Raw genomic sequence first — 24,466 nt, forward strand, 5'->3', positions numbered from 1 at the left:
CCGTCCACGAGTCCACCCGCCGGACGGCAGGGGCCGCTGGTGCGCGCAGCCTGTCACCGCAGCGGGTGACTCTGTCGTGATCAGCGAAGGAAGTCAGCCATGCACAACCCGATCAGGCGCGGCGGACCGGGGCGTACCCGGTGGTCGGGCCCGACCAGACGTCGCTGGGCGGCGCTCGCGGCGAGCCTGCTGTTCGCCACCGGCGCCCTCGCCGGGGTCGTCGACCCGCCGGGCGTCCGCGCGGCCGCCGTCGACCCGGTGGCGGTGACCGTGAACGCGCGGGCCGGGATGGCCACCGTGCCGGACACCGCGCTCGGCGTCAACCAGGCCATCTGGGACGGCAACCTGGGCACCGACGAGACGTCGGACCTGCTGCGCGCCGCCGGCGTGCGGATGCTGCGCTACCCCGGCGGCTCGTACGCCGACATCTACCACTGGGAGACGCACACCGCGCCCGGCGGGTACGTCGCCCCGAACACCGACTTCGACACCTTCATGGCCGGGGCCAGGCGGGTCGGCGCCCAGCCGATGATCATCGCCAACTACGGCACCGGCACCCCGGAGGAGGCCGCCGGCTGGGTGCGGTACGCCAACGTGACCAAGGGGTACGGCGCGAAGTACTGGACCGTCGGCAACGAGAACTACGGCAACGGCCACTACGGGTCCGGCTGGGAGGCCGACGAGCACCCGGACAAGAGCGCGACCTACTACGCGAACCTGGTGGTGCGGTACGCCGACGCGATGAAGGCGGTCGACCCGACCATCAAGGTCGGCGCGGTGCTGACCATGCCGGGGAACTGGCCGGACGGCATCACCGCCGGCAGCGACCCGGGTCCGTGGAACCAGGCCGTCCTCGCCATCGCCGGACCGAAGATCGACTTTGTGGACGTGCACTGGTACCCGGGTGGCACCGCCGCGCAGTCCCTGGAACGCACCGACCACCTCGTCGACGCGGTGCACCTGCTGCGCCAGCAGATCACCCGGTACGCCGGACCGGGCGCGGAGCGGATCGGCATCAGCCTCACCGAACTGAACGTGGAGGCGGGGCGGACCACCCAGCCGGGCGCGCTGTTCCTGGCCGACGCCTACAGCGAGCTGCTGGCGAACGGGGTCTTCACGGTTCAGTGGTGGAACGTGCACAACGGCATCGGCACGGTCTCCACGGTGGCCGGGCACACCGACTACGGCGACTACGGGCTGCTCTCCAGCGGCACCTGTACCGCGGACGGCTCGGTCTGCGAGCCGCCGCTGAACACGCCGTTCGCGCCGTACCACGCCTTGTCGATGATGAACCTGTTCACCACCGGCGGCGACCGGTTCGTCCGGGCCGGCACCGACCAGCCGCTGGTCGCCGCGCACGCGGTCCGCCGGAGCAACGGCGACCTGGCGGTGCTGCTGGTGAACAAGGACCCGGACACCGCGTACCCGGTCACCATCGACTACGCCGGGTTCGCCCCGGCCGCCGGTTCGCCCACCGTGTACACCCACACCAACGGCGCGACCGCGATCACCACCGACCGGGCCGGCAGCGCCACCAGCCGCACCCTGCCGCCGTACTCGCTGACCACGCTGGTGCTGCGCCCGGCCGGCGCGGAGACCGGGCGGCCCGGCGCGCCGGGGCAGCCCACGGCCGGTGCGGTCACCGACCGGAGCGCGACGGTCTCCTGGCCGGCGGCCACCCCGGGCGCCGCGCCGATCGCCAAGTACGAGGTGTACCGGCAGAACGGGGCGGTCAGCGAGCAGCTCGGCGAGACCACCGGCACCCGGTTCACCGTCGACAACCTGGTGCCGGGCAGCCGGTACACGGTCAACGTGCTGGCCCGGGACACCGCCGGTCGGCTCTCCTGGTCCTCGCCGCCGCTGACCTTCGTCACCGGCAGTCCGGCGACCAGTACCTGCGCGGTCCGGTTCACCACCAGCGGTGACTGGGGCAACGGCTACATCGGTGGCGTGGAGGTCGTCAACACCGGCCCGGCCGCCATCGACGGCTGGACGCTGACCTGGACCTGGCCGACCACCTGGCAGCAGGTGAGCAGCGGCTGGAGTGCCGACTGGGCACAGGTCGGCCGGACCGTCCGGGTCACCGGCACCGCCGACAACCGTCGGCTCGCCGCGGCCGGCGGGACGGTGAGCGCCGGTTTCGTCGGCGCGTACAGCGGCCCGAACGTCCTGCCCGGCGTGTTCGCCCTCAACGGGGTTCCCTGCACCACCCGCTGACCGGCTTCCGGTGGGCCGGCTCCGGTCGGCCCACCGGATGACCGTCGACGCCGCACCGGGTCCCCCTTGAACGTCGCGAAACAATCTGGCAACCTCAATCCTGTCGATGTTAGCGTTCTCGTAATCTCGCCTCGGCCAGGGGCAACTGGCTGCGAGTTGGTCGTGTGATCGTTCACAGGATCATGGGCACGAGATCGGCAGCTGGATGAGCCGGCACCGCCAGCGGTGACCAGCCGTACGGGCATCGCCGCCGATGTGCGCCGACGCGTCACCGCCGCGACGCCCGGCGCTCGTCGCCAGGACCCCCGTCCATCCCGGACCGCCCACCACCAACCGTGCGGTCCCCTCCCCGAAGGACACCACACCATGTACGAACCGACGTGCTCCACCAGACCGTCACGCTTCCGGCGGGTCAGAGCGGCGCTGCCGCGCGTCGCCGCCGGCCTGCTCGTCGCCGGTATGACCCTGGGGCTGACCAGCCCCGCCAGCGCGGGCACCACCCTCGGGACGTCCGCCGCCGAGAAGGGCCGCTACTTCGGTGCGGCGATCGCGGCGGGCAAGCTCTCCGACAGCCAGTACGTCAACATCCTGAACACCGAGTTCAACAGCGTCACCGCCGAGAACGAGATGAAGTGGGACGCCACCGAACCACAACAGAACGTCTTCAATTACACCAACGCGGACCGGATCGTCAACCACGCGCGCTCGCGGGGCATGTCGGTGCGCGGCCACGCCCTGCTCTGGCACGCCCAGCAGCCGGGTTGGGCGCAGAACATGTCCGGCAGCGCGTTGCGTAACGCCGCCATCAACCACGTCACGAAGGTCGCCACCTACTACCGTGGCAAGATTCATTCGTGGGACGTGGTGAACGAGGCGTTCGCCGACGGTGGCAGTGGCGGTCGGCGGGACTCGAACCTGCAGCGGACCGGTAACGACTGGATCGAGGCGGCTTTCCGGGCGGCGCGGGCCGCGGACCCGGGCGCGAAGCTCTGCTACAACGACTACAACACCGACGGGATCAACGCGAAGTCGACGGGCATCTACAACATGGTGCGGGACTTCAAGTCCCGTGGCGTGCCGATCGACTGCGTCGGTTTCCAGTCGCACCTGGGCACCACCCTGTCCAGCGACTACCAGGCGAACCTCCAGCGCTTCGCGGACCTCGGCGTGGACGTGCAGATCACCGAGCTGGACGTGATGAAGGGCTCGAACCAGGCGAACATCTTCGCCCAGGTGACCCGGGCCTGCCTGGCCGTGTCGCGGTGCACGGGCATCACGGTGTGGGGCATCCGGGACAGCGACTCCTGGCGGGGCAGCGACGATGCGCTGCTGTGGGACCGTAGCGGCAACAAGAAGCAGGCGTACCACTCCACCCTGGAGGCCCTCAACGCCGGCGGCAGCAACCCGAACCCCGGTCCGATCGACACCAACGCGTGGTACGTGCTGGTGAACCGCAACAGCGGCAAGGCCCTGGACGTGTACAACCTGTCCACGGCCGACGGTGGCCGGATCACGCAGTGGACCCGGAACAACGGTAACCAGCAGCAGTGGCAGTTCGTCGACTCCGGCGGCGGCTACTACCGGGTCAAGTCCCGGCACTCCGGCAAGGTCCTGGACGTCAACGCCGCGTCCACGGCCAACGGCGCGGCGGTCAACCAGTGGACCGACCACAACGGCACCAACCAGCAGTTCCGCGTCGCGACCTCGGACGGCGGATACGTCCGGCTGGTCAACCGCAACAGCAACCGGGTGGTCGAGGTGCAGGGCGCGTCCACCGCCGACGGCGCGAACGTCGTGCAGTACGACGACTGGAACGGCGCCAACCAGCAGTGGCAGCTCGTCCGGATCGGGTGACGGGTCACCCGTAGACCAGCATCCAACCGCCCCGGTAAACATATTATGTCTGCCGGGGCGGTTCGCTGTATCTGTGCCGAACCCTTCGGCATCGTGGCTGCTCTCCGCCCGACGATGCGCATTGACGCTCGTGGTTGCCCTGCTTAACATCAGATGTCTGAGGCTCCATGGCTCCACCACCACCGCTCATCTGGAGGCATCACCGCCATGTCCCGGTCCCCGTTCAGCCGCCGTTCCTTCCTCAGCGTCCTCGGCGCCACCGGCGTCGTGACAGCCGTCGGCGTCAACAACCTGATGCGTGGCCTACCCGCCCACGCCGCGATCCCCGGCCCGACGAACTACACCGCCACCTGGTCGTCGGTCGGCCAGCACCCGGCCGCACCCGAGTGGTTCCAGGACGCCAAGTTCGGCATCTACTACCACTGGGGAGTGTTCAGCGTCCCGGCCTTCGCCAACGAGTGGTACCCGCGCAACATGTACAACCCCGGTTCCTACGAGAACAACCACCACCGCAACACGTACGGCGACCCGTCGGTCTGGCCGTACCACAACTTCATCAACGGGGCGAACGACAGGTCCGGCAGGTTCGTGCAGTTCGCGCCGAAGCTCAAGTCCGCCGGCGGCAACTTCGACCCGAACGAGTGGGCGCAGCTCTTCGTCGACGCCGGCGCGAAGTTCGCCGGGCCGGTGGCCGAGCACCACGACGGCTTCTCGATGTGGGACAGCCGGGTCAACGAGTGGAACTCGGTCGCCAAGGGGCCCCGGCTCAACCTGCTCAGGCTGCACACCGACGCGATCCGCGCCCGGGGCCTCAAGGTCATGGTGGCGATGCACCACGCGTTCAACTTCACCGGCTTCTACCAGTGGGCGCCGCAGCAGTCCGACCCGAGCCTGCGCAAGCTCTACGGCCAGTTGTCCACCGCCGAGGAGCACCAGCTCTGGTACGACAAGCTCAAGGAGGTCATCGACCAGTCGCAGCCCGACATCCTGTGGCAGGACTTCGACCTGCGCCGGATCGACGAGGCGCAGCGGACCAGGTTCCTGGCCTACTACTACAACCAGGCCGTCGCGTGGGACAAGGAGGTCGTCGCCACCTACAAGGACGGCCTCGAGAACGGCGGCGCCGTCTTCGACTACGAGCGTGGCGGCCCGGCGGACCTGCGCAACCCGTACTGGCTCACCGACGACAGCATCAGCAGTTCGAGCTGGTCCTACACCACCGGACTCGGGTACTACACGCTCAACCAGATGCTGCACTCGCTGATCGACCGGGTCAGCAAGAACGGCAACATGGTGCTCAACATCGCGCCGATGGCCGACGGCACCATCCCGTCCGGGCAGCGCACCATCCTGCTGGGCATGGGTGACTACCTGCGCCGCTTCGGCGAGTCCATCTACGCCACCCGGGCCTGGGTCGACTACGGCGAGGGGCCGACCCAGATGGGCGGTGGGTCGTTCGTCGAGCCCCGGGCCGGTACGCCGCAGGACATCCGCTTCACCCGCAGCAAGGACAACCGGGTCCTGTACGCCACCGTCCTCGGCTGGCCGGGCAGCTCGGTCACCATCACCACGCTGGCCGGGGGCCGGATCAACCTGAGCACCCTCACCTCGGTGCAGCTGCTCGGCTCCACCGCCGGCACGTACCTCGACCTGCCGACCCGGACCCAGGACGGCAGCGGCTTCCGGATCACCCTGCCGTCGAGCAACCCGCCGTTCAGCGCCCCGGCGTACGTGGTCAAGCTGACCTTCTCGGGGCAGATCCCGGCCCTCGGTGGCAGCGACCCGGGTCCGTCGGCCAGCACCGTGACGGTGCACGCCGACACGAACTACGCCGGTGCCCGGGCCACCGTGGCCGTGGGCAGCCACACCGCCGCGCAGTTGCAGGCGGCCGGCATCGGACTGCGGACCATCTCCTCCATCCGGGTCGCCGCCGGGTACCAGGCCGTGGGGTACGCCAACGACAACGTCAGCGGCACCAGCTGGACGTTCACCGCGGACAACGCCGACCTGCGCAACACCGGCAACAACGACGCCATCGCCTCGCTGCGGGTGACGTTCAACCCGAGCCGGCACGTGCGGATCGTCAACGTGACCAACGGGCTCGCGCTGGACAGCGGCGGCAACGTCAGCGCCGGGTCGGCGCTCAAGCAGTGGAGCTGGGATGGCAACAGCAACCTCCAGTGGCTGATCGTCGACCTGGGCAGCGGCTACTACCGCATCGTGAACCGGACCAACGGCATGGTGATCGACGGGTACGGGCAGACCGCGGCCGGCGCGGTCGCCCAGCAGGCGGCCTGGAACGGCGGCAACTCGCAGCAGTGGCAGATCACCGACCAGGGCAGCGGCCGGTACCGGATCGCCAACCGGGCCACCGGGCTGGTGCTCGACGGTGGCGGCCAGGTCGCCTCCGGCTCGCAGGTCAAGCAGTGGACCTGGAACGGCAGCACCAACCTGCTCTGGACGGTGGTGGCTGTCTGACCGATGACGTGCCGCCGCCCGTGCCCCGCCCGGACACCCTCGGGTGGGGCACGGACATGCGCCGTCATGTCAGACGTTTGCCGCCGGCTCGGCGGCGAGGGTGGGGCGCTTGATCGGCTTTCCACTGGGGATCTAGACACTGCTGGATGCCTGCTCTATAAAAGACATCTGATGTATCCCGTCCCTGTGGGCGACCTGCGCGTCGTCCAGTCCACCACCACCACCACGAAGGGACAGCGGTGAACCGGAAAGCTCTGCTGAGCCTGACCCTGACCACCATGCTCGGTGCGGCCCTGACCGCAGCGGGCTGCGGAAACGAGGCCGCACCCGGCGGCGACAGCGGCACCCCGCTCGTCGGCGTCGACTATCCACGTTCGGACACCGACTTCTGGAACTCCTACATCAGGTACGTGCCCCGGTACGCGACGGAGTCGGGTGTCGAGCTCAAGACGACCAACTCGCAGAACGACATCGCCAACCTGATCTCGAACGCCCAGACCTTCATCAGCCAGGGCGTCAAGGGCGTCGTGATGGCCCCGCAGGACACCGCGGCCATCGCCCCGACCCTCCAGCAGCTGGCGGACAAGGACATCCCGGTCGTCACCATCGACACCCGGCCGGACAGCGGCAGGGTCTTCATGGTGGTGCGGGCCGACAACCGCGCCTACGGCACCAAGGCCTGCCAGTTCCTCGGCACGAAGCTCGGCGGCAAGGGCAAGGTCGTCATGCTCCAGGGTGGTCTCGACTCGATCAACGGACGGGACCGCACCGAGGCGTTCAACGAGTGCATGAAGAAGGACTTCCCAGGCATCACCGTCTTCGGTGAGGCCACCGACTGGAAGAGCGACGTCGCGGCGCAGAAACTGCAGACCCGCCTCGCGTCGGACCCCGAGGTCAAGGGGATCTACATGCAGTCCTCCTTCGCGCTGTCGGGCACCCTCCAGATCCTGAAGCAGAAGGGCCTCCAGGTCCCGCCGACCGATCCGAGGCACGTCTTCATCGTCTCCAACGACGGCATTCCGGAGGAGCTCAAGAACATCAAGGACGGCCTGATCGACGCCACCGTCAGCCAGCCGGCCGACCTGTACGCCAAGTACGGGCTCTTCTACGCGAAGGCGGCGATCGACGGCACGACCTTCCAGCCCGGCCCGACCGACCACGACAGCACCATCATCCAGGTCCGCGACGGCCTGCTGGAGGACCAGCTCGCCGCGCCGCTGGTAACCCTGGACGGTGCGACCATCGGCGGCGAGCCGACCCTGAAGTACGACGACGCCTCGCTGTGGGGCAACGCCGGATGAGTGTGGCCCCACCCGGCACGACCGACGGGCCGGACGACGCCGACCGGCCCGTCGTCGAGGCCGTGGACATCACCAAACGCTTCGGTTCCACGCTGGCCCTCGACGGGGCGGGCATCATGGTGCGACGCGGCGAGACCCATGCCCTGGTCGGGCGCAACGGTGCCGGCAAGTCCACCCTGGTCAGCATCCTCACCGGACTCCAGGAGGCCGACGGCGGCTCGGTCGCCTTCGACGGCCGGCCGGCACCGGCACTCGGCGACCGGGACGCCTGGCGGCAGCGGGTGGCCTGCGTCTACCAGAAGTCGACCATCATCCCCACGTTGACCGTGGCGGAGAACCTCTTCCTCAACCGGCATGCCCGCGGCCCCGGCCGTCTGATCAGGTGGCACGCGGTACGTCGGCAGGCAGCGGAGCTGCTCGCCGCCTGGTCGGTCGACGTCGACGTACGCCAACCGGCCGCGACGCTCTCGGTGGAGCAGCGGCAGTTCGTCGAGATCGCCCGGGCGCTCTCCTTCGGCGCGCGTTTCATCATCCTCGACGAGCCGACCGCCCAGCTCGACGCCGCCGGGATCAGCCGGCTCTTCACCCGGATCCGGGACCTGCGGGCCCAGGGCGTGACGTTCCTGTTCATCAGCCACCACCTGCAGGAGATCTACGAGATCTGCGACCGGGTGACGGTGTTCCGGGACGCCCGGCACATCGTCACCGCCCCGGTGGCCGAACTCAGCCGGTCGGCGCTGGTCGGCGCGATGACCGGCGAGGACGTCAGCCTGCCCGAGAACGTCCGCCGTCCCGCGCTGACGGGGCAGCCGGTGCTGCTGTCGGTACGGGACCTGGTGACCCGCTCCGGCGCCGAGTTCTCCCTCCAGGCGCGGGCCGGCGAGGTCGTCGGTATCGCGGGCGGCGGCGGCAGCGGCAAGGTGGAGGTGGCCGAGGCGATCGTCGGCCTGGCCCGTCCGGTCGCCGGCACCGTCACCCTCGACGGTCGGGTACTGCGTCCGGGTAACGTGCCCGACGCCCTCGACGCCGGGGTCGGCTTGGTGCCCCAGGACCGGCACCGGGAGGGCCTGGTGCCAGGGCTGTCCATCGCGGAGAACGTCACGATGACCGTGCCGCACCGCGTCGGTCGGCACGGACTCATCTCGCCGGGCCGGCGTGACGCGCTGACCCGGCGGACCATCGCCGGTCTCGCCATCAAGGCGTCCGGCCCGCACGTGCCGGCCGCCGACCTGTCCGGAGGCAACCAGCAGAAGGTGGTGATGGGTCGCGCCCTGGCCAACGACCCGAAGCTGCTGGTCCTCATCACGCCGACCGCCGGGGTCGACGTGCGTTCCAAGCAGACCCTGCTCGGGGTCGTCGACGACGTGTGCAGCCAGGGCACCGCCGTGCTCGTCGTCTCCGACGAACTCGACGACCTGCGTATCTGCGACCGGGTCCTGGTGATGTTCCAGGGGCGGGTGGTCCGCGAGGTGGCCCACGGCTGGAGCGACAACGATCTGGTAGCCGCCATGGAAGGGGTCGATCTCGACCATGTCTGACACACTCTCCCCAACCGCCGCTTCGGCGGCCACGACACCGCCGTCGTCGCCACCACCGAGGAAGCTGGTCGTGGCGCGCCTGCGTGACCTGGCACTGGTGCCGGCGATCGTCGCGGTGGCGATCGTCGGGGCGATCGTCAACCCGGTCTTCCTCAGCTCCGACAACATCATCAACGTGCTGCAGAGCATGTCGGAGATCTCCATCGTGGTGCTCGCCGAGACCATCGTGTTGATCACCGGCAAGATGGACCTGTCGTTGGAGTCCGTCTTCGGGCTCGCGCCCGGGATCGCGGCCTGGTTGATCATCGATCCGGCGCTCACCCACGGGCTCGGCTTGAACGCGCTCCCGGACGCCCTGGCGATTCCGCTGGTGCTCCTGGTGGGTGCGCTCGTCGGGGCCTTCAACGGGCTGCTCATCGTGCGGTTCGGCCTCAACGGGTTCATCGTCACGCTGGGCATGCTCATCGTGCTACGCGGTCTGCTCACCGGTATCTCGGGCGGCAAGACGTTCTTCGCCCTGCCGGAGTCGATGACCTACCTGGGCTCGGCCTCCTGGGTGGGCGTGCCGGCGTCCATCTGGGTGTCGCTGCTGCTGTTCGCGGTGGGCATCGTGGTGCTCGGCTTCACCCGCCCCGGCCGGGCCCTCTACGCCATCGGCGGCAACGTCGACGCGGCCCGGGCCGCGGGGATCCGGACCGACCGGATCCTGTGGACCAGTCTCGTCGTGGCCGGCATGCTCGCCGCGCTGGCCGGGCTGCTGATGAGCGGTCGGCTCGCGGCGGTACCGGCCGCTCAGGGCGACGGCGCCATCTTCCAGGTCTTCGCGGCGGCGGTCATCGGTGGGGTCAGCCTCAACGGGGGCAAGGGGAGCGTCTTCGGCGCCTTCACCGGCGTCCTCCTGCTTTTCATGATCATCAACGTGTTGACGCTGGCCGGGGTGCCCGCCCAGTGGACCAACTTCCTCAACGGCGCGGTCATCCTGGTGGCCCTGGTGGTCTCCCGCATCACCGGCGGCAAGGCGCAGACATGACGCGGACCGACCGGGGCGGCCGACCGTCCGCCCCGGCCGTCGCCCGCCGTGACCCCCTCCATCCCACGCCGCCCGGTCCGGGCGGCACCGATCCCGCCGTCGCCCACCCGCGACGATCCGCCGGCCCCGGCCGGCGGTGCGGATGACCCTTGAGGAGCACCGGTGACCGAACGCATCTCGTCCGTGGAAACCATCGACGTACGGTTCCCCACGTCCCGGCACCGCGACGGGTCCGACGCGATGAACCCGTTCCCCGACTACTCCGCCGCCTACGTCGTGCTGCGCACCACCTCGGGGCAGGAGGGGCACGGGCTCGTCTTCACCGTCGGCCGGGGCACCGAGATCCAGGTCGCGGCGGTGCGGTCGCTCGCCGGGATGGTCGTCGGCCAACCGGTCGACGAGCTCGTCGCCGACCCCGGCGCGTTGGCCCGGCGGCTCGTCGGTGACAGCCAGATCCGCTGGCTGGGCCCGGAGAAGGGCGTGGTGCACATGGCGGCCGGCGGCCTGGTCAACGCCGTGTGGGACCTCGCCGCCCGGCGGGCCGGCAAACCGTTGTGGAAGCTGCTCGCGGACCTCACCCCGGAACAGCTGGTCGCCCAGATCGACTTCCGCTACCTGCGGGACGCCCTCACCGAGGACGAGGCGCTGGGCCTGCTGCGGGCCGCCGCCGGCGGGCGGGCCGACCGCGAACGGCGGCTGCTGGCCGAGGGCTACCCGGCCTACACCACCACGCCCGGCTGGCTCGGTTACGACGACGAGAAGCTGGCCCGGCTCTGTGTGGAGGCCGTCGCCGCCGGCTACGACCTGATCAAGCTCAAGGTCGGCGGCGACCTCGCCGACGACGTCCGCCGGATGGGCATCGCCCGGCAGGCCGTCGGGCCGGACGTCCGGATCGCCGTCGACGCCAACCAGATCTGGGGCGTACCGGAGGCGGTCGACTGGATGCGGCAGCTCAGCCCGTTCGACCCGTACTGGATCGAGGAGCCCACCTCGCCGGACGACGTGCTCGGTCACGCCGCCGTCCGCCGGGCCCTCGCCCCGGTCCGGGTGGCCACCGGCGAGCACGTGCACAACGCCGTGATGTTCAAGCAGTTCCTCCAGGCCGGCGCGGTGGACGTGGTCCAGATCGACGCCTGCCGGGTCGGTGGCGTCAACGAGAACCTGGCGATCCTGCTGCTGGCCGCGAAGTTCGGCGTGCCGGTCTGCCCGCACGCCGGCGGGGTGGGGCTCTGCGAACTGGTGCAGCACCTGGCGATGTTCGACTTCGTGGCGGTCAGCGGCAGCACCGACGACCGGGCCATCGAGTACGTCGACCACCTGCACGAGCACTTCGTGGACCCGGTGCGGCTGCGCGGCGGCCGGTACCTGGCGCCCACCGCCCCGGGCATGAGCGCGGAGATCGTCGCCGCGTCGCTGACCGCGTACCGGTTCCCCGACGGCCCGGAGTGGACGGTCGCTCCGACCGGGGCGACCGCGGACGCCGGCGAGCCGGTGACGGCGGCCTGAGCGGCCCTTACACCCGGCACCAGCGGTCGCCGCCCGCCGTCCCCGTAACCTGGGCCGCCGGGCGGCGACCGGCCCGGCACCCCCTCCGGAGGCAACATGATCATCGACGCGCACCATCACCTGTGGCGGCCGGAGCACGGCTACCGCTGGCTGGACGAACCCGGGCTGGCGGCGATCCGGCGGCCGTTCACCCCGGACGACCTGAACGCCGAACTCGTGGCCAACTCCGTCGACGCCACCGTGCTCGTCGAGGGTGGTCGCTGCCACCCCGACGAGGCGGCCGAGTTCCTCGGCTGGGCCGCCGACACGGCGGCGATCGCCGGGGTGGTGGCCTGGATCGACGTCGCGGCCGACGACGTCGCCGCCACCATCGCCCGGTACCGTCGCCTGCGCGGCGGCGAGCTGCTGGTCGGACTCCGCGCGCAGGTGCAGGGCGAATCCGACCCGGACTACCTCGACCGGCCCGACGTACGGCGTGGGCTGGCCGAGATCGGCGCCGCCGGTCTGGTGTTCGACCTGGTGATCCGGGCCGACCAGCTCGCCTCGGCGGCGCGGGCGGCCCGCGCGTTGCCGGACGTCGGGTTCGTCCTCGACCACCTGGGCAAGCCCCGGATCGACGAGGGGGAGGCGGGCCTGCGCCGGTGGCGTGGGCCCTTCGCCGAGCTGGCCGCCAACCCCAACGTCACCGCGAAGCTCTCCGGCCTGGTCACCGAGGCCGGGCCGGGCTGGACGCCCGACGCCCTGCGCCCGTTCGTCGCGGCGGCGGTCGAGGAGTTCGGTGCCGGACGTCTGATGTTCGGTTCGGACTGGCCGGTGTGTCTCCTGGTCGCGGACTACCGGGCGGTCCGCGCGGCGCTGGCGGAGTGCCTGCCCGCGTTGTCCGGGCCGGAGCGCCGGGACATCTTCGCCGGCACCGCGATCCGGGCCTACCGGCTGGCCGGGCGGGTCGGCCAGCCGGACGGGTCAGGTGTCGCCTGACGGTCGCCGGGCCGGTCTGCGGCGGCGTCGCCCTAGCGGTCCGGCTCGGCGTCCGGGTCGTCGTCCCGGGGCCGCCCGGCCGTCGGGGCGGCCAGCACCGTCCGCAGCCAGGCCTCGGAGGTGTTGACGTGCATCAGCGCGCTGGCCTGGGCGAGGAGCTGGTCGCGCGAGCGCAGCGCGAGATAGATCGCGTGGTGCTCCTCGATCGTCGTGTGCGCCGAGTTGCCCTCGATCAGCCCACGCCACACCCGGGCCCGCAGGGTGCGGCTGGACAGCCCGTCCAGCAGCGAGGCGAGGGTCTCGTTCCCGGTGGCCGCGATGACCGTGCGGTGGAACTCGGCGTCGAACCGGACGAGCTTCTCGGCGTCGTCGGCCGCCCCGCGCATGTCCTCCAGGATCCGGGCGAGTTCGTCGAGGTCCTGTTCGGACATGCGCAGGGCCGCCGTGCCGGTCGCCACCGGCTCCAGCATGCGACGTACCTCCATCACCTCGAGCAGGGTGTCGTCGCGCAGCAGCTCCACGGCGACACCGAGGCCCTCCAGCAGCAACCGGGGGGCCAGGCTGGTGACGTAGGTGCCGTCGCCCCGGCGTACGTCGAGCACCCGGGCCGACTCGAGGACCTTCACCGCCTCCCGGACGCCGCTGCGGGACAGGCCGATCTGCGCGGCGAGCTGGTGCTCGGGCGGCAGCCGTGTCCCGGGCGGCAGCTCCCCGCTCTGGATCATGCCCCGGATCTTTGCGATCGCCTCGTCGGTCAGTGCCACCTGGCCCCCTTCGAACCCATCCGGTACCCGTCGCCCCTGGACACCGGCAACACACTCCACTATAAAGACATCAGATGTTTGCCGTCGTCAAGGTGTACCCTCCGGCGGAAACGACGCTCAACGACCCGGGCCGCCGCCCGGCACACCCGGACCGCACCGTTCACCCGGCGCGGTGGAAAGGCGTGGGATCGCATGCAGTACCGCCCACTGGGCCGCACCGGCCTCGACGTCTCGTTGCTCGGTTACGGCGCCTCCCCGCTCGGTGGGGTGTTCGGCCAGGTCGACGAGGAGACCGGCATCCGGGCGGTACGCACGGCGTTCGACCTCGGCGTCAACATCGTCGACGTGTCCCCCTACTACGGTGCCACCGTCGCCGAGACGGTGCTCGGCCGGGCCCTGCGCGGCGTGGACCGGGACAGCTACGTCCTGGCCAGCAAGGTCGGCCGGTACGGTGAGGCCGACTTCGACTTCTCCGCCGCCCGGGTCACGGCCAGCGTCGAGGAGAGCCTGACCCGGCTCGGCACCGACCACCTCGACCTCGTCCAGTGCCACGACATCGAGTTCGGTGACCTGGACCAGATCATCCACGAGACCCTGCCCGCGTTGGACCGGCTCCGGGCGGCGGGCAAGGTCCGCTTCCTCGGGATCACCGGCTACCCGCTGCCGGCCCTGGTCCGGGTCGCGGCGGCGGTACCGGTCGACACCGTGCTGTCGTACTGCCGCTACACGCTCCTCGACCGGGCCCTCGAGGCCGCCCTGCCCGAGTTCACCACCCGGGGCGTCGGCGTGATGAACGCGTCGCCGCTGGCCATGGGGCTGCTGTCCCGGCGCGGCGCGCCCGCCTGGCATCCGGCCCCACCGCCGGTACGGGAGGCCGCCGCCGCGGCGGCCCGGCTCTGTGCCGACCGGGGAGTGGACATCGCGCAGGTCGCGCTCCGCTTCGCCGTCGAACCGGCCGGGTTCGCCACCACCTTCGTCGGCTCGGCGAGCCCGGAGAACATGGCCCGGAACGTGGCCTGGGCGCTGACCCCGGTGGACCCCGAACTCCGGCACGACCTGGAGAAGCTGGTCGCGCCGGTACTCAACCACACCTGGCCGAGCGGCCGTCCGGAGAACGCCGTCCCCGCCGGGCCCGACGCCGACCACCGGCGGTCTCCGACGCGCGAGGGCCGGCACCTGACCGAGGAGAGCACGTGACCCGCAGCGCACACTACGTGGGCGACCGTACGTTCGTCGTCGAGGACACCGAACCGGTGCCGCCGGGGCCGGGCCAGGTCCGCATCGACGTCGCCTACACCGGCATCTGCGGCACCGACCTGCACATCGCGCACGGCGCGATGGACCACCGGGTACGCGTGCCGGCGGTGATCGGGCACGAGATGTCCGGCCGGATCGCCGAGGTCGGCCCGGACGTCGAGGGTCTGCGGGTCGGCGAACCGGTGACCGTCATGCCGCTGGACTGGTGCGGTGAGTGTCCCGCCTGCCGTGGCGGCAACGCCCACATCTGTCACCGGCTCACCTTCGTCGGCATCGACTCCACCGGTTCGATGCAGCGTTCCTGGACGGTGCCGGCCAAGATCGTCGTGCCGCTCCCCGAGGGCCTGCCCCTCGACCACGCCGCGCTGATCGAACCGACCGCGGTGGCCGTGCACGACGTGCGGCGCTCCCGGCTCACCGCCGGGGAGCACGCGGTCGTCATCGGCGCCGGCCCGGTCGGCCTGCTCATCGGGAAGGTCGCCCAGACGACCGGTGCGGCGGTGACCGTGCTGGAACTCGACCCGCACCGCCGCGCGGTCGCCGCCGAGCTGGGTCTGCCCACCGTGGACCCGGCGGCGGAGGACGTCGCCGGGTACGTCCAGGAGTGGACCGCCGGGGCGGGGGCCGAAGTGGTGTTCGAGGTGTCCGGTTCGGCCGCCGGGGTGCGCACCGCCACCGACCTGCTCGCCGTGCGGGGTCGGCTGGTCGTGGTGGCCATCCATCCCGTCCCGCGCGAGGTCGACCTGCACCGGGTCTTCTGGCGTGAGTTGGAGCTGGTCGGCGTCCGGGTCTACCAGCACGACGACTACGTCGAGGCGATCCGGCTGGTACGCGACGGGCTGGTGCCCGCCGGGCGGCTGATCTCCCGGGTGGTGCCGTTGGAGGACGCGGCGTCGGCCTTCCGGGCGCTGGAGGCCGGCGGTGACGTCAAGGTGCTCGTGGACTGTGGGGGAGTGGCGTGAACCCGTTCGACCTGACCGGCCGGCTGGCCGTGGTGACCGGCTGCCGGCGCGGCATCGGCCTGGCCATGGCCGAGGCGCTCGCCTCGGCGGGCGCGGACGTCATCGGGGTGAGCGCGTCGCTGGAGGAGGAGGGCAGCGTCATCGCCGAGCGGGTGGCGGCGCACGGCCGGGCGTTCGTGCCCTACCGGGCGGACCTGTCCGACCGGGCCGCCGTCGGCGAGCTGGCGGCCTGGCTGCGCGGGCGGGAACGGCCGGTGGACATCCTGGTCAACAACGCCGGCACGATCCGCCGGGCGCCGGCGGCCGAGCACGCCGACCCGGACTGGGACCACGTGCTGGAGGTCAATCTGTCGGCCCAGTTCGTGCTCTCCCGCGAGGTGGGCCGGGACATGCTGGCCCGGGGCGCCGGGAAGATCATCTTCACCGCGTCGATGTTGAGTTTCCAGGGGGGTGTCACGGTCCCCGGTTACGCCGCCGCCAAGTCCGGGATCGCCGGTCTGACCCGGGCGCTGGCGAACGAGTGGGCCGGGCGGGGGGTCAACGTCAACGCGATCGCCCCCGGTTACATCGCCACCGACAACACCCGGGCGCTGCGGGAGCAACCCGAGCGCAACCGGGCGATCCTGGAGCGGATCCCGGCCGGACGCTGGGGTCGGCCGGAGGACCTGGCCGGGGTCACCATCTTCCTCGCCTCCGACGCGGCGGCCTACGTGCACGGGGCGGTCGTCCCGGTCGACGGCGGCTGGCTCGCCCGCTGACCGGCTGGGTCCGGCGGGTCGTGGCCGCGCGGAGCACGTTGTCGGCGTACGGGTAGCGGGTGATCGACAGGCCGTCGCATTACCCGTTCGTTTCGATCTCTTGACGATCGCGATGTGATCGGTAACATTGACATCGATGGTCGTCGTTGGTGCAGGGTGCGCCGTGCCGGCCCCTCGCTCCGCGCGCCACCAACTGTGAGCGTTAACAGGCGTGGTGCGAGCAGTGTGTCACCGCTCTGCGGCCGTCGGCCGGACACCGGTGACGACCCGCCGTCCGCTCCGGTACCGACCGGGGGCGGCGGGAAGGGGGCCCGGGATGGGCCGTGGCGCAGCCGTACCAGCACGTACCCGGACGCCGGCCTCCTGCCGGCCGGCAACAGGCCACCGGGACGTGACCCGCACCGCCGGGTACGGCTTCCTCCACCCCCACCACCGATCCGCTCCCGTACGGAGGCCCCCCGATGCCAGACGTAACCCGACGGCACGTGCTCAAAGCCGGAGCAGCAGGCGCGGGAGGCGCCCTGCTGCCGGTGCCGCTGCTGACCGCCGCCCAGGCCGACCCGGCCGCGCCGGTGCAGGTGAACGCCGCCGACGACCTGGCGCTCTGGTACGACGAAGCCGCCGGCACGGACTGGCTGCGTGCCCTGCCGATCGGCAACGGCCGCCTCGGCGCCATGGTGTTCGGCAACGTCGACCAGGAGCGGCTGCAACTCAACGAGGACACCGTCTGGGCCGGCGGCCCGTACGAATCCAGCAACCCCCGGGGCGCGGGCGCGCTGGCGGAGATCCGGCGACTGGTCTTCGCCAACCAGTGGACCCAGGCCCAGAACCTGATCAACCAGAACATGCTCGGCAACCCGGCCGGTCAACTGGCGTACCAGCCGGTCGGGAACCTCCGGATCAGCTTCGGCAGCGCCACCGCGTCGGAGTACCGCCGGCAGCTCGACCTCGCCACCGCCACCTGCTCGGTCACCTACCTCGCGGGCGGCGTCCGGTATCGGCGCGAGGTGATCGCCAGCGCGCCGGACCAGGTGATCGCGGTACGGCTGACCGCCGACCGGGCCGGCTCGATCAGTTTCTCGGCGGTCTTCGACAGCCCGCAGCGTACGACGATCTCCAGCCCGGACAGCCGGACGGTGGCCGTGGACGGCACCTCCGGCAGCATGGAGGGCGTCACCGGCCAGGTCCGGTTCCTGGCGCTGGCCCGGGTCGTCGCCGACGGCGGCACCGTCAGCAGTTCCGCCGGGACGCTGCGGGTGACCGGCGCCACCAGCGTGACCGTGCTGGTCTCCATCGGCACCAGCTACGTCAACTACCGCAACGTGGGCGGCGACTACCAGGGCATCGCCCGCCGGCACCTGGACGCCGCGCAGGCCCGGAGCTGGGACGACCTGCGTAGCCGGCACGTGGCCGACTACCAGGCGCTGTTCAACCGGGTCTCGATCGATCTCGGCCGCACCTCGGCGGCCGACCAGACGACCGACGTGCGGATCGCCCAGCACGCCGCCGTCAACGACCCGCAGTTCTCCGCGCTGCTGTTCCAGTACGGCCGGTACCTGCTGATCTCCTCGTCCCGGCCGGGCACCCAGCCGGCGAACCTCCAGGGCATCTGGAACGACTCGATGACCCCGTCGTGGGACTCGAAGTACACCGTCAACGTCAACCTGCCGATGAACTACTGGCCGGCCAACACGACGAACCTGTCCGAGTGCCACCAGCCGGTGTTCGCCATGATCAGCGACCTGGCGGTGGCCGGCGCGCGTACCGCCCAGGTGCAGTACAACGCCCCGGGCTGGGTCACCCACCACAACACCGACGCCTGGCGGGGCTCCTCCGTGGTGGACGGCGCGTTCTGGGGGATGTGGCAGACCGGTGGCGCGTGGCTGGCCACGATGATCTGGGACCACTACCTGTTCACCGGGGACGTCGAGTTCCTGCGGACGTACTACCCGGCGATGAAGGGCGCGGTCCAGTTCTTCCTGGCCACGCTGGTCACCGAGCCGACCCTCGGCTACCTGGTCACCAACCCGTCCAACTCGCCGGAGCTGGGCCACCACCCGGACGCCAGCGTCTGTGCCGGCCCGACCATGGACAACCAGATCCTGCGGGACCTGTTCGACGGTTGTGCCCGGGCCAGCGAGATCCTGGGCGTGGACGCCGACTTCCGGACCCAGGTCCGGGCCACCAGGCAGCGGCTGGCCCCGATGAAGGTCGGTTCCCGGGGCAACGTCATGGAGTGGCTCTACGACTGGGTGGAGCCGGAGCGGACCCACCGGCACGTCTCCCACCTGTACGGCCTGCACCCGAGCAACCAGATCACCCGGCGTGGCACCCCACAGCTGTTCGAGGCCGCCAAGCGCACCCTCGAGCTGCGCGGGGACGACGGCACCGGCTGGTCCCTCGCCTGGAAGATCAACTTCTGGGCCCGGTTGGAGGACGGCGCGCGGGCCCACAAGCTGGTCCGGGACCTGGTCCGGACCGACCGGCTGGCGCCGAACATGTTCGACCTGCACCCGCCGTTCCAGATCGACGGCAACTTCGGCGCGACCTCGGGTATCGCCGAGATGCTGGTGCAGAGCCACGCAGGCGAGCTGCACATCCTGCCGGCGCTGCCGAGCGCCTGGCCGGCCGGGCAGGTGTCGGGGCTGCGCGGCCGCGGCGGCTACACCGTCGGGGTGACCTGGAGCAGCGGCCAGGCCACCGAGATCCTGATCCGGGCCGACCGGGCCGGCACCGTCAACGTGCGCGGCCGGGCGTTCACCGGCACCTTCCAGGTGGTCGACACGACCAGCGGCGCGGCCGTCACCGTCACCAAGCCGGAGACCGACGTGATCGCCCTGCCCGCCCAGGCCGGCCGCACCTACCGGGTGACGGCCGCGGTCACCCCCCAACCCGCCGGGTACGTCCGGATCGGCAACGCCGCCACCGGTCTGGTCCTGGACAGCGGCGGCACCGTCGCCTCCGGGTCGAACCTGAAGCAGTGGAACTGGGACGGCAGCAACAACCTCCAGTGGCAGCTGGTCGACGTGGGGAGCGGCTGGTACCGCATCGTCAACCGCACCAACGGCATGGTGCTGGACAGCTGGGGCAACACCGCCAACGGGGCCAACGTCCGCCAGGCCGCCTGGAGCGGCGGCAACAACCAGCAGTGGCGTCTCGCCGACGCCGGCGGCGGTCGGTACCAGATCGTCAACCGGGGCACCGGCACCGCCCTGGACGGCATGGGCAGCACCACCGCCGGCTCCGCGGTCTGCCTGTGGGCGCCGAACACCAGCCCCAACAACCAGTGGACCGTCACCACCGTGTGACGGCCGCCCGACGCGGGAACGCGCCACCCGCGCTCAGCGCGGGTGGCGCGTCCGTGCCGCGTACCGGGTCAGGCCCGGGTCCACCGCTGGTTGGTGCCGCCGTGGCAGTTCCAGAGGAGGACGGTGGTGCCGTTGGTGGTGCCACCGTTGTTGACGTCGAGGCAGAGGTTCGGGAAGCGGACGTTGCTGATGGTGCCGTTGCCGTTGAACGTCCACTGCTGCTGGTTGCCGCCGTTGCAGTCCCAGATCTGCACCCGGGTGCCGGCGGTGGCGGTGGTGGGGACGTCCAGGCACTTGCCGAGGACCTGGAGGGTCTGGCCGTTCTGGGTGAACTGCTGGTTGGCGTTGCTGTGGCAGTCCCAGATCAGGGTGCCGGTGCCGTTGGCGGTGCCGGCGTTGTCGACGTCCAGGCACCGACCGCTGGACTCGCTGCGCAGCCGGAACGTGGTCGGCGGGGTGACCGTCCCGCCGCCGCTGACCCGGTACACCACCGTGCCGTGCGCCGGCACGCTGGCGGAGATAGCCCCGGTGGTGGTGGAGGTGGCGTTGGTCCACGCGTCGAGGAGGGTGAACGAGCTGCCGCTCTTACCGATCGCCGCCGCCGTGGTGGAGACCGTGGTGGTGCTGCTGCCCTGGTTGAACAGGGCCACCGCGACGTCCCCGTTGGCCAGGCGCTTGGCCAGGACGCGTCGGGTGCCGTCGTTGGAGACCTGGACGGCCTGGAGCCCCAGGGTGTCCTGGTTGATCGCGATGAGGTTCGCGTTCTTCAGGATGGTCTGGGTGGCCGAGGACATCGAGCGGATGTCGTTGCCGGCGATCAGCGGGGCCGCCATGATCGTCCAGAGCGAGAAGTGCGAACGCATCTCGGTGTCGGTCATGCCACCGTTGCCGACCTCCATCATGTCCGGGTCGTTGAACGATCCCGGTGCGGCGTAGTGGGCCAGCGGCACGTTGACGTTGACGATGTTCTGGATGCCCATCGGGTAGCCGTTGGTCTGGCCCGAGTCCCAGGTGTTGGTGATGTCCTCGGTGGTGCGCCAGATGTGGGCCACGTCGCCCCAGTTGCGCATCGGGCCGGTCTTCTCGTGGATGCTGTTCGAGTTGATGCTGTAGAGGATCGGCCGGCCGGTGGCCGCGAGGGCGTCGCGCATCAGGGCGAACCGCGACACCTGCTCGTTGATCGTCCCGGTGGGCGAGCACCAGTCGTACTTCAGGTAGTCCACGCCCCAGGCGGCGAACTGGCGGGCGTCCTGGGCCTCGTGGCCGAGCGCGCCGGTCGCCCCCGGGTACGAGTTGAAGTACTGGGCGCAGGTCTTGTCCAGCGGCGCCTGGTAGATGCCGAACAGCAGGCCCTTGGCGTGCAGGTAGTCACCGAGGGCCTTCATGCCGCTGGGGAACCGGCTGGGGTTGGCCTGGAGGTTGCCCTGCGCGTCCCGCGTCGAGTTCATCCAGCAGTCGTCGACCACCACGTACTTGTAGCCCAGGTCGCGCATGCCGGAGTTGACGATGGCGTCGGCCATCTGCTTGATCAACGTCTCGTTGATGTTGCAGCCGAACGTGTTCCAGCTGTTCCACCCCATCGGTGGGGTACGGCCCACGCCGTTGTTCAACGCCTGGGCCGGGCGGGGCGACACGATTCCGTCGACGACGGCCGACGTGAGCGTCACCGCCAGGACACTCATGACGGCCAGCAGCCATCTTCTTGTGGTACGCACTGGGATCCTCCTCGGGGACCACGGCACCCGGCCGGCCGCCGTCGACCGGCCCTGGTGGTTGTCGGGGTGTGCGCTGCGCCGCCGTCCGGGTCGCGCGGCCGGATGCCGGGGCCGCGCGACCCGCCCGCACCCGGGATGGCTGCGGGAACCGACGGGCCGACGGCCGGGCCGCGTGGCCCGACGCGCCGGCCGGCTCGCCGATCGCGTCGACCGTCAGCCGGTCGCGGGCCGGTGGGCCGGCCCGGTCGTAGCCCTGCGGTGAACCAGCTCCGACGGCTGTGCCCAGGTGGCGCGATGATGTCAGGAATGTTATCGCTGACATTCATCGATGTAAAGGAAAGCGCCGTGTCAGCGGAGGCTGTCCGATCCCCGCGCGATCGCCCGTGTGAGCGCTCACCAGGCCCGGGACGGGTAGGGTCCGGGTCCCCGTCGGGCGTGGTCGGGGCAGGTCCGCCGGCCGGCGTGTTACGACTTGACTAAGAGCTTGTTATCGTTCACAGTCGATATGGGGCGGTCGGTACCTGCGGCTGGTCGGTCCCCGCCCGTCCCGTCCCCTCGCTGGGGGCGGCACGCTCCCTGGGGCAGGGGAGCGTGATGTTAGCGATCCCATCACCGGGCAACGTTTCGCTCTTCGTGTTCCTGGCGGCTGCCCTCCGGGCGGCTCTCCGGCTCTTGTCTCGCAAAGGAGGATCATGGTGGCCTTGGATGGGGTATCACGCGCCGTGCCACGGCGGCGCGGCTGGTGGACGCGGGTCGCCGCCGCAGCGGTGGCGCTGCTGGTGGGCGGCACGCTCGTCGCGGTGAACACGTCGCCGGCCGCCGCCGCGACGGTCGACACCAACGCGTGGTACGTGCTGGTGAACCGCAACAGCGGCAAGGCTCTCGACGTGTACAACCTGTCCACGGCCGACGGTGGTCGGATCACGCAGTGGACGCGGAACAACGGTAACCAGCAGCAGTGGCAGTTCGTGGACTCCGGGGGCGGCTACTACCGGGTCAAGTCCCGGCACTCCGGCAAGGTCCTGGACGTCAACGCCGCGTCGACGGCCAACGGCGCGGCGGTCAACCAGTGGACCGACACTAACGGCACCAACCAGCAGTGGCGGCTCGCCGACTCCGACGGCGGGCACGTCCGCCTGATCAACCGCAACAGCAACAAGGCCCTGGAGGTACAGAACGCCTCCACCGCCGACGGCGCCAACATCGTCCAGTACGACGACTGGGGCGGCACCAACCAGCAGTGGCAGTTCGTCCGGGTCGACGGCGGCACCACCCCCACCACCCCGCCGCCCAGCGGCGGCACCTACACCAACCCGGTGGTCTGGCAGGACTTCGCCGACGTCGAGGTCATCCGGGTCGACAACGTCTACTACATGACGGCGTCGACGATGCACTACTCGCCGGGCGCGCCGATCCTGCGCTCGTACGACCTGGTGAACTGGGAGTTCGCCGGGCATGCGGTACCGAAGCTGGAATTCGGCACCAAGTACGACCTGACCAACGGGCAGAAGGCCTACGTCAACGGGATCTGGGCGTCCACGCTCAACTACCGGCCCAGCAACCGGACGTACTACTGGGCCGGCTGCATCGACTTCGCCCGGACCTACATCTACACGGCCGCGGCCGTGGACGGGCAGTGGAACCAGCACGCCCAGATCAACAACTGCTACTACGACGCCGGCATGCTGATCGACGACAACGACACCATGTACGTCGCGTACGGCAACGGCACGATCAGCGTGGCCCAGCTGTCCGCCGACGGGAAGACCCAGGTGCGGGCGCAGCAGGTGTTCCAGACGCCGTCGAACGTCGGCACCCTGGAGGGCGCGCGCTTCTACAAGCGCAACGGCAGCTACTACATCTGGCTGACCCGCCCGGCCAACGGCCAGTACGTGCTGAAGGCGAACAACCCGTGGGGCCCGTACGAGATGCGCCAGGTGCTGCTGAACATGCCCGGCCCGATCTCCGGCGGTGGGGTACCCCACCAGGGCGGCCTCGTGCAGACCCAGAACGGCGACTGGTACTACATGGCCTTCGTGGACGCGTACCCCGGTGGCCGGATGCCGGCCCTGGCCCCGATCACCTGGACCGGCGACGGCTGGCCGCAGGTGCAGACGGTCAACGGCGCCTGGGGCACCACCTACCCGAAGCCGAACCTGCCCGCTCCGCCGCGCGCGGTGAAGCCGCTGACCGGCGCCGACACCTTCGCCGGCACCACCCTCGGCCCGCAGTACGAGTGGAACCACAACCCGGACACCACCCGGTACTCGGTGAACAACGGGCTGCGGTTGCAGGCCGCCACGGTCACCAACGACCTCTACCGGGCCCGCAACACGCTGACCCACCGGATCCAGGGGCCGTCCTCGACCGGCACCATCGAACTGGACTACTCGACGATGCGCGACGGCGACCGCGCCGGGCTGGCGGTGCTCCGTAACTCCTCGGCCTGGATCGGCGTCAGACGGGACAACGGCACCACCCGGGTGGTGATGACCAACGGGCTGACCATGGACGGCAGTTGGAACACCACCGGCACCGGCACCGAGATCGCCAGCGCGGCCGTCTCCGGCGGCCGGATCTGGTTGCGGGCCAACGCCGACATCAGGCCCGGCTCCGGCCGGCAGGCCCGGTTCTCGTACAGCACCGACGGGGTCACCTTCGTCTCCCTGGGCAACGCCCTGACCCTCGACAGCAACTGGCAGTTCTTCATGGGCTACCGGTTCGGCATGTTCAACTACGCCACCCAGGCCCTGGGCGGCTCGGTCACCGTACGGCGTTTCGAACTCACCACGCCGTGACC

The 24,466-nt window shown here is 70.7% G+C and carries 15 protein-coding genes; 13 read left to right on the plus strand and 2 right to left on the minus strand.

Going from position 1 to position 24,466, the window contains the following annotated elements:
• Positions 1-99 precede the first annotated feature (99 nt).
• The 8 genes from PVK37_RS20815 (at position 100) to PVK37_RS20850 (ending at position 12,902) form a co-directional block, all read left to right on the plus strand.
• A complete protein-coding gene (locus PVK37_RS20815; RefSeq protein ID WP_275029259.1) occupies positions 100-2,217 on the plus strand; it encodes a cellulose binding domain-containing protein in 2,118 nt (705 codons plus the stop codon).
• A 366-nt stretch (positions 2,218-2,583) separates the two neighbouring features.
• Positions 2,584-4,071, plus strand: a complete 1,488-nt coding sequence (locus tag PVK37_RS20820; protein ID WP_275029261.1) for an endo-1,4-beta-xylanase — start codon at positions 2,584-2,586, stop codon at positions 4,069-4,071.
• Between the two features lie 207 nt (positions 4,072-4,278).
• Entirely contained in the window at positions 4,279-6,549 is a 2,271-nt protein-coding gene (locus PVK37_RS20825) for an alpha-L-fucosidase (protein ID WP_275029262.1), read from the plus strand.
• A 239-nt stretch (positions 6,550-6,788) separates the two neighbouring features.
• The gene (locus PVK37_RS20830) at positions 6,789-7,850 is read left to right on the plus strand and encodes a sugar ABC transporter substrate-binding protein (RefSeq protein ID WP_275029264.1); all 1,062 of its coding nucleotides are present in this window, start codon (positions 6,789-6,791) and stop codon (positions 7,848-7,850) included.
• Positions 7,847-9,388 (plus strand): sugar ABC transporter ATP-binding protein, encoded by a 1,542-nt coding sequence (locus tag PVK37_RS20835; RefSeq protein WP_275029266.1) that lies wholly within the window; start codon positions 7,847-7,849, stop codon positions 9,386-9,388. The genes PVK37_RS20830 and PVK37_RS20835 overlap by 4 nt, the downstream gene beginning before the upstream one ends.
• Positions 9,389-9,458: 70 nt before the next feature.
• Entirely contained in the window at positions 9,459-10,418 is a 960-nt protein-coding gene (locus PVK37_RS20840) for an ABC transporter permease (RefSeq protein ID WP_275029267.1), read from the plus strand.
• A gap of 162 nt (positions 10,419-10,580) precedes the next feature.
• Complete coding sequence (locus PVK37_RS20845) at positions 10,581-11,924, plus strand: L-fuconate dehydratase (protein ID WP_275029268.1); 1,344 nt, start codon at positions 10,581-10,583, stop codon at positions 11,922-11,924.
• Positions 11,925-12,020: 96 nt separating this feature from the next.
• Entirely contained in the window at positions 12,021-12,902 is an 882-nt protein-coding gene (locus PVK37_RS20850) for an amidohydrolase family protein (RefSeq protein WP_275029269.1), read from the plus strand.
• A 32-nt stretch (positions 12,903-12,934) separates the two neighbouring features.
• Here the strand turns inward: PVK37_RS20850 and PVK37_RS20855 are convergent, their stop codons facing one another.
• Positions 12,935-13,666 (minus strand): FadR/GntR family transcriptional regulator, encoded by a 732-nt coding sequence (locus PVK37_RS20855; RefSeq protein ID WP_275029270.1) that lies wholly within the window; start codon positions 13,664-13,666, stop codon positions 12,935-12,937.
• Positions 13,667-13,858: 192 nt separating this feature from the next.
• On the opposite strand from PVK37_RS20855, the gene PVK37_RS20860 reads away from it, so the two are divergent.
• The 4 genes from PVK37_RS20860 to PVK37_RS20875 all read left to right on the plus strand — a co-directional run bounded on the left by PVK37_RS20860 (position 13,859) and on the right by PVK37_RS20875 (position 19,951).
• Positions 13,859-14,863, plus strand: coding sequence for an aldo/keto reductase (locus PVK37_RS20860; RefSeq protein WP_275029272.1), 1,005 nt, complete (start codon positions 13,859-13,861; stop codon positions 14,861-14,863).
• A complete protein-coding gene (locus PVK37_RS20865; protein ID WP_275029273.1) occupies positions 14,860-15,885 on the plus strand; it encodes a zinc-dependent alcohol dehydrogenase in 1,026 nt (341 codons plus the stop codon). The genes PVK37_RS20860 and PVK37_RS20865 overlap by 4 nt, the downstream gene beginning before the upstream one ends.
• The gene (locus tag PVK37_RS20870; protein WP_275029274.1) at positions 15,882-16,643 is read left to right on the plus strand and encodes an SDR family oxidoreductase; all 762 of its coding nucleotides are present in this window, start codon (positions 15,882-15,884) and stop codon (positions 16,641-16,643) included. The genes PVK37_RS20865 and PVK37_RS20870 overlap by 4 nt, the downstream gene beginning before the upstream one ends.
• Before the next feature lie 461 nt (positions 16,644-17,104).
• The gene (locus PVK37_RS20875; protein ID WP_275029275.1) at positions 17,105-19,951 is read left to right on the plus strand and encodes a glycosyl hydrolase family 95 catalytic domain-containing protein; all 2,847 of its coding nucleotides are present in this window, start codon (positions 17,105-17,107) and stop codon (positions 19,949-19,951) included.
• A gap of 68 nt (positions 19,952-20,019) precedes the next feature.
• Here the strand turns inward: PVK37_RS20875 and PVK37_RS20880 are convergent, their stop codons facing one another.
• Positions 20,020-21,633 carry a glycoside hydrolase family 27 protein gene (locus tag PVK37_RS20880; protein WP_275035186.1) on the minus strand — a complete coding sequence of 538 codons (1,614 nt, stop codon included), beginning with the start codon at positions 21,631-21,633 and terminating at the stop codon, positions 20,020-20,022.
• Positions 21,634-22,358: 725 nt separating this feature from the next.
• Here PVK37_RS20880 and PVK37_RS20885 point away from each other — a divergent pair.
• A complete protein-coding gene (locus tag PVK37_RS20885) occupies positions 22,359-24,464 on the plus strand; it encodes a family 43 glycosylhydrolase (protein WP_275029276.1) in 2,106 nt (701 codons plus the stop codon).
• Positions 24,465-24,466: the final 2 nt, after the last annotated feature.

The sequence above is a fragment of the Micromonospora cathayae genome (assembly GCF_028993575.1).
Classification (GTDB): domain Bacteria; phylum Actinomycetota; class Actinomycetes; order Mycobacteriales; family Micromonosporaceae; genus Micromonospora; species Micromonospora cathayae.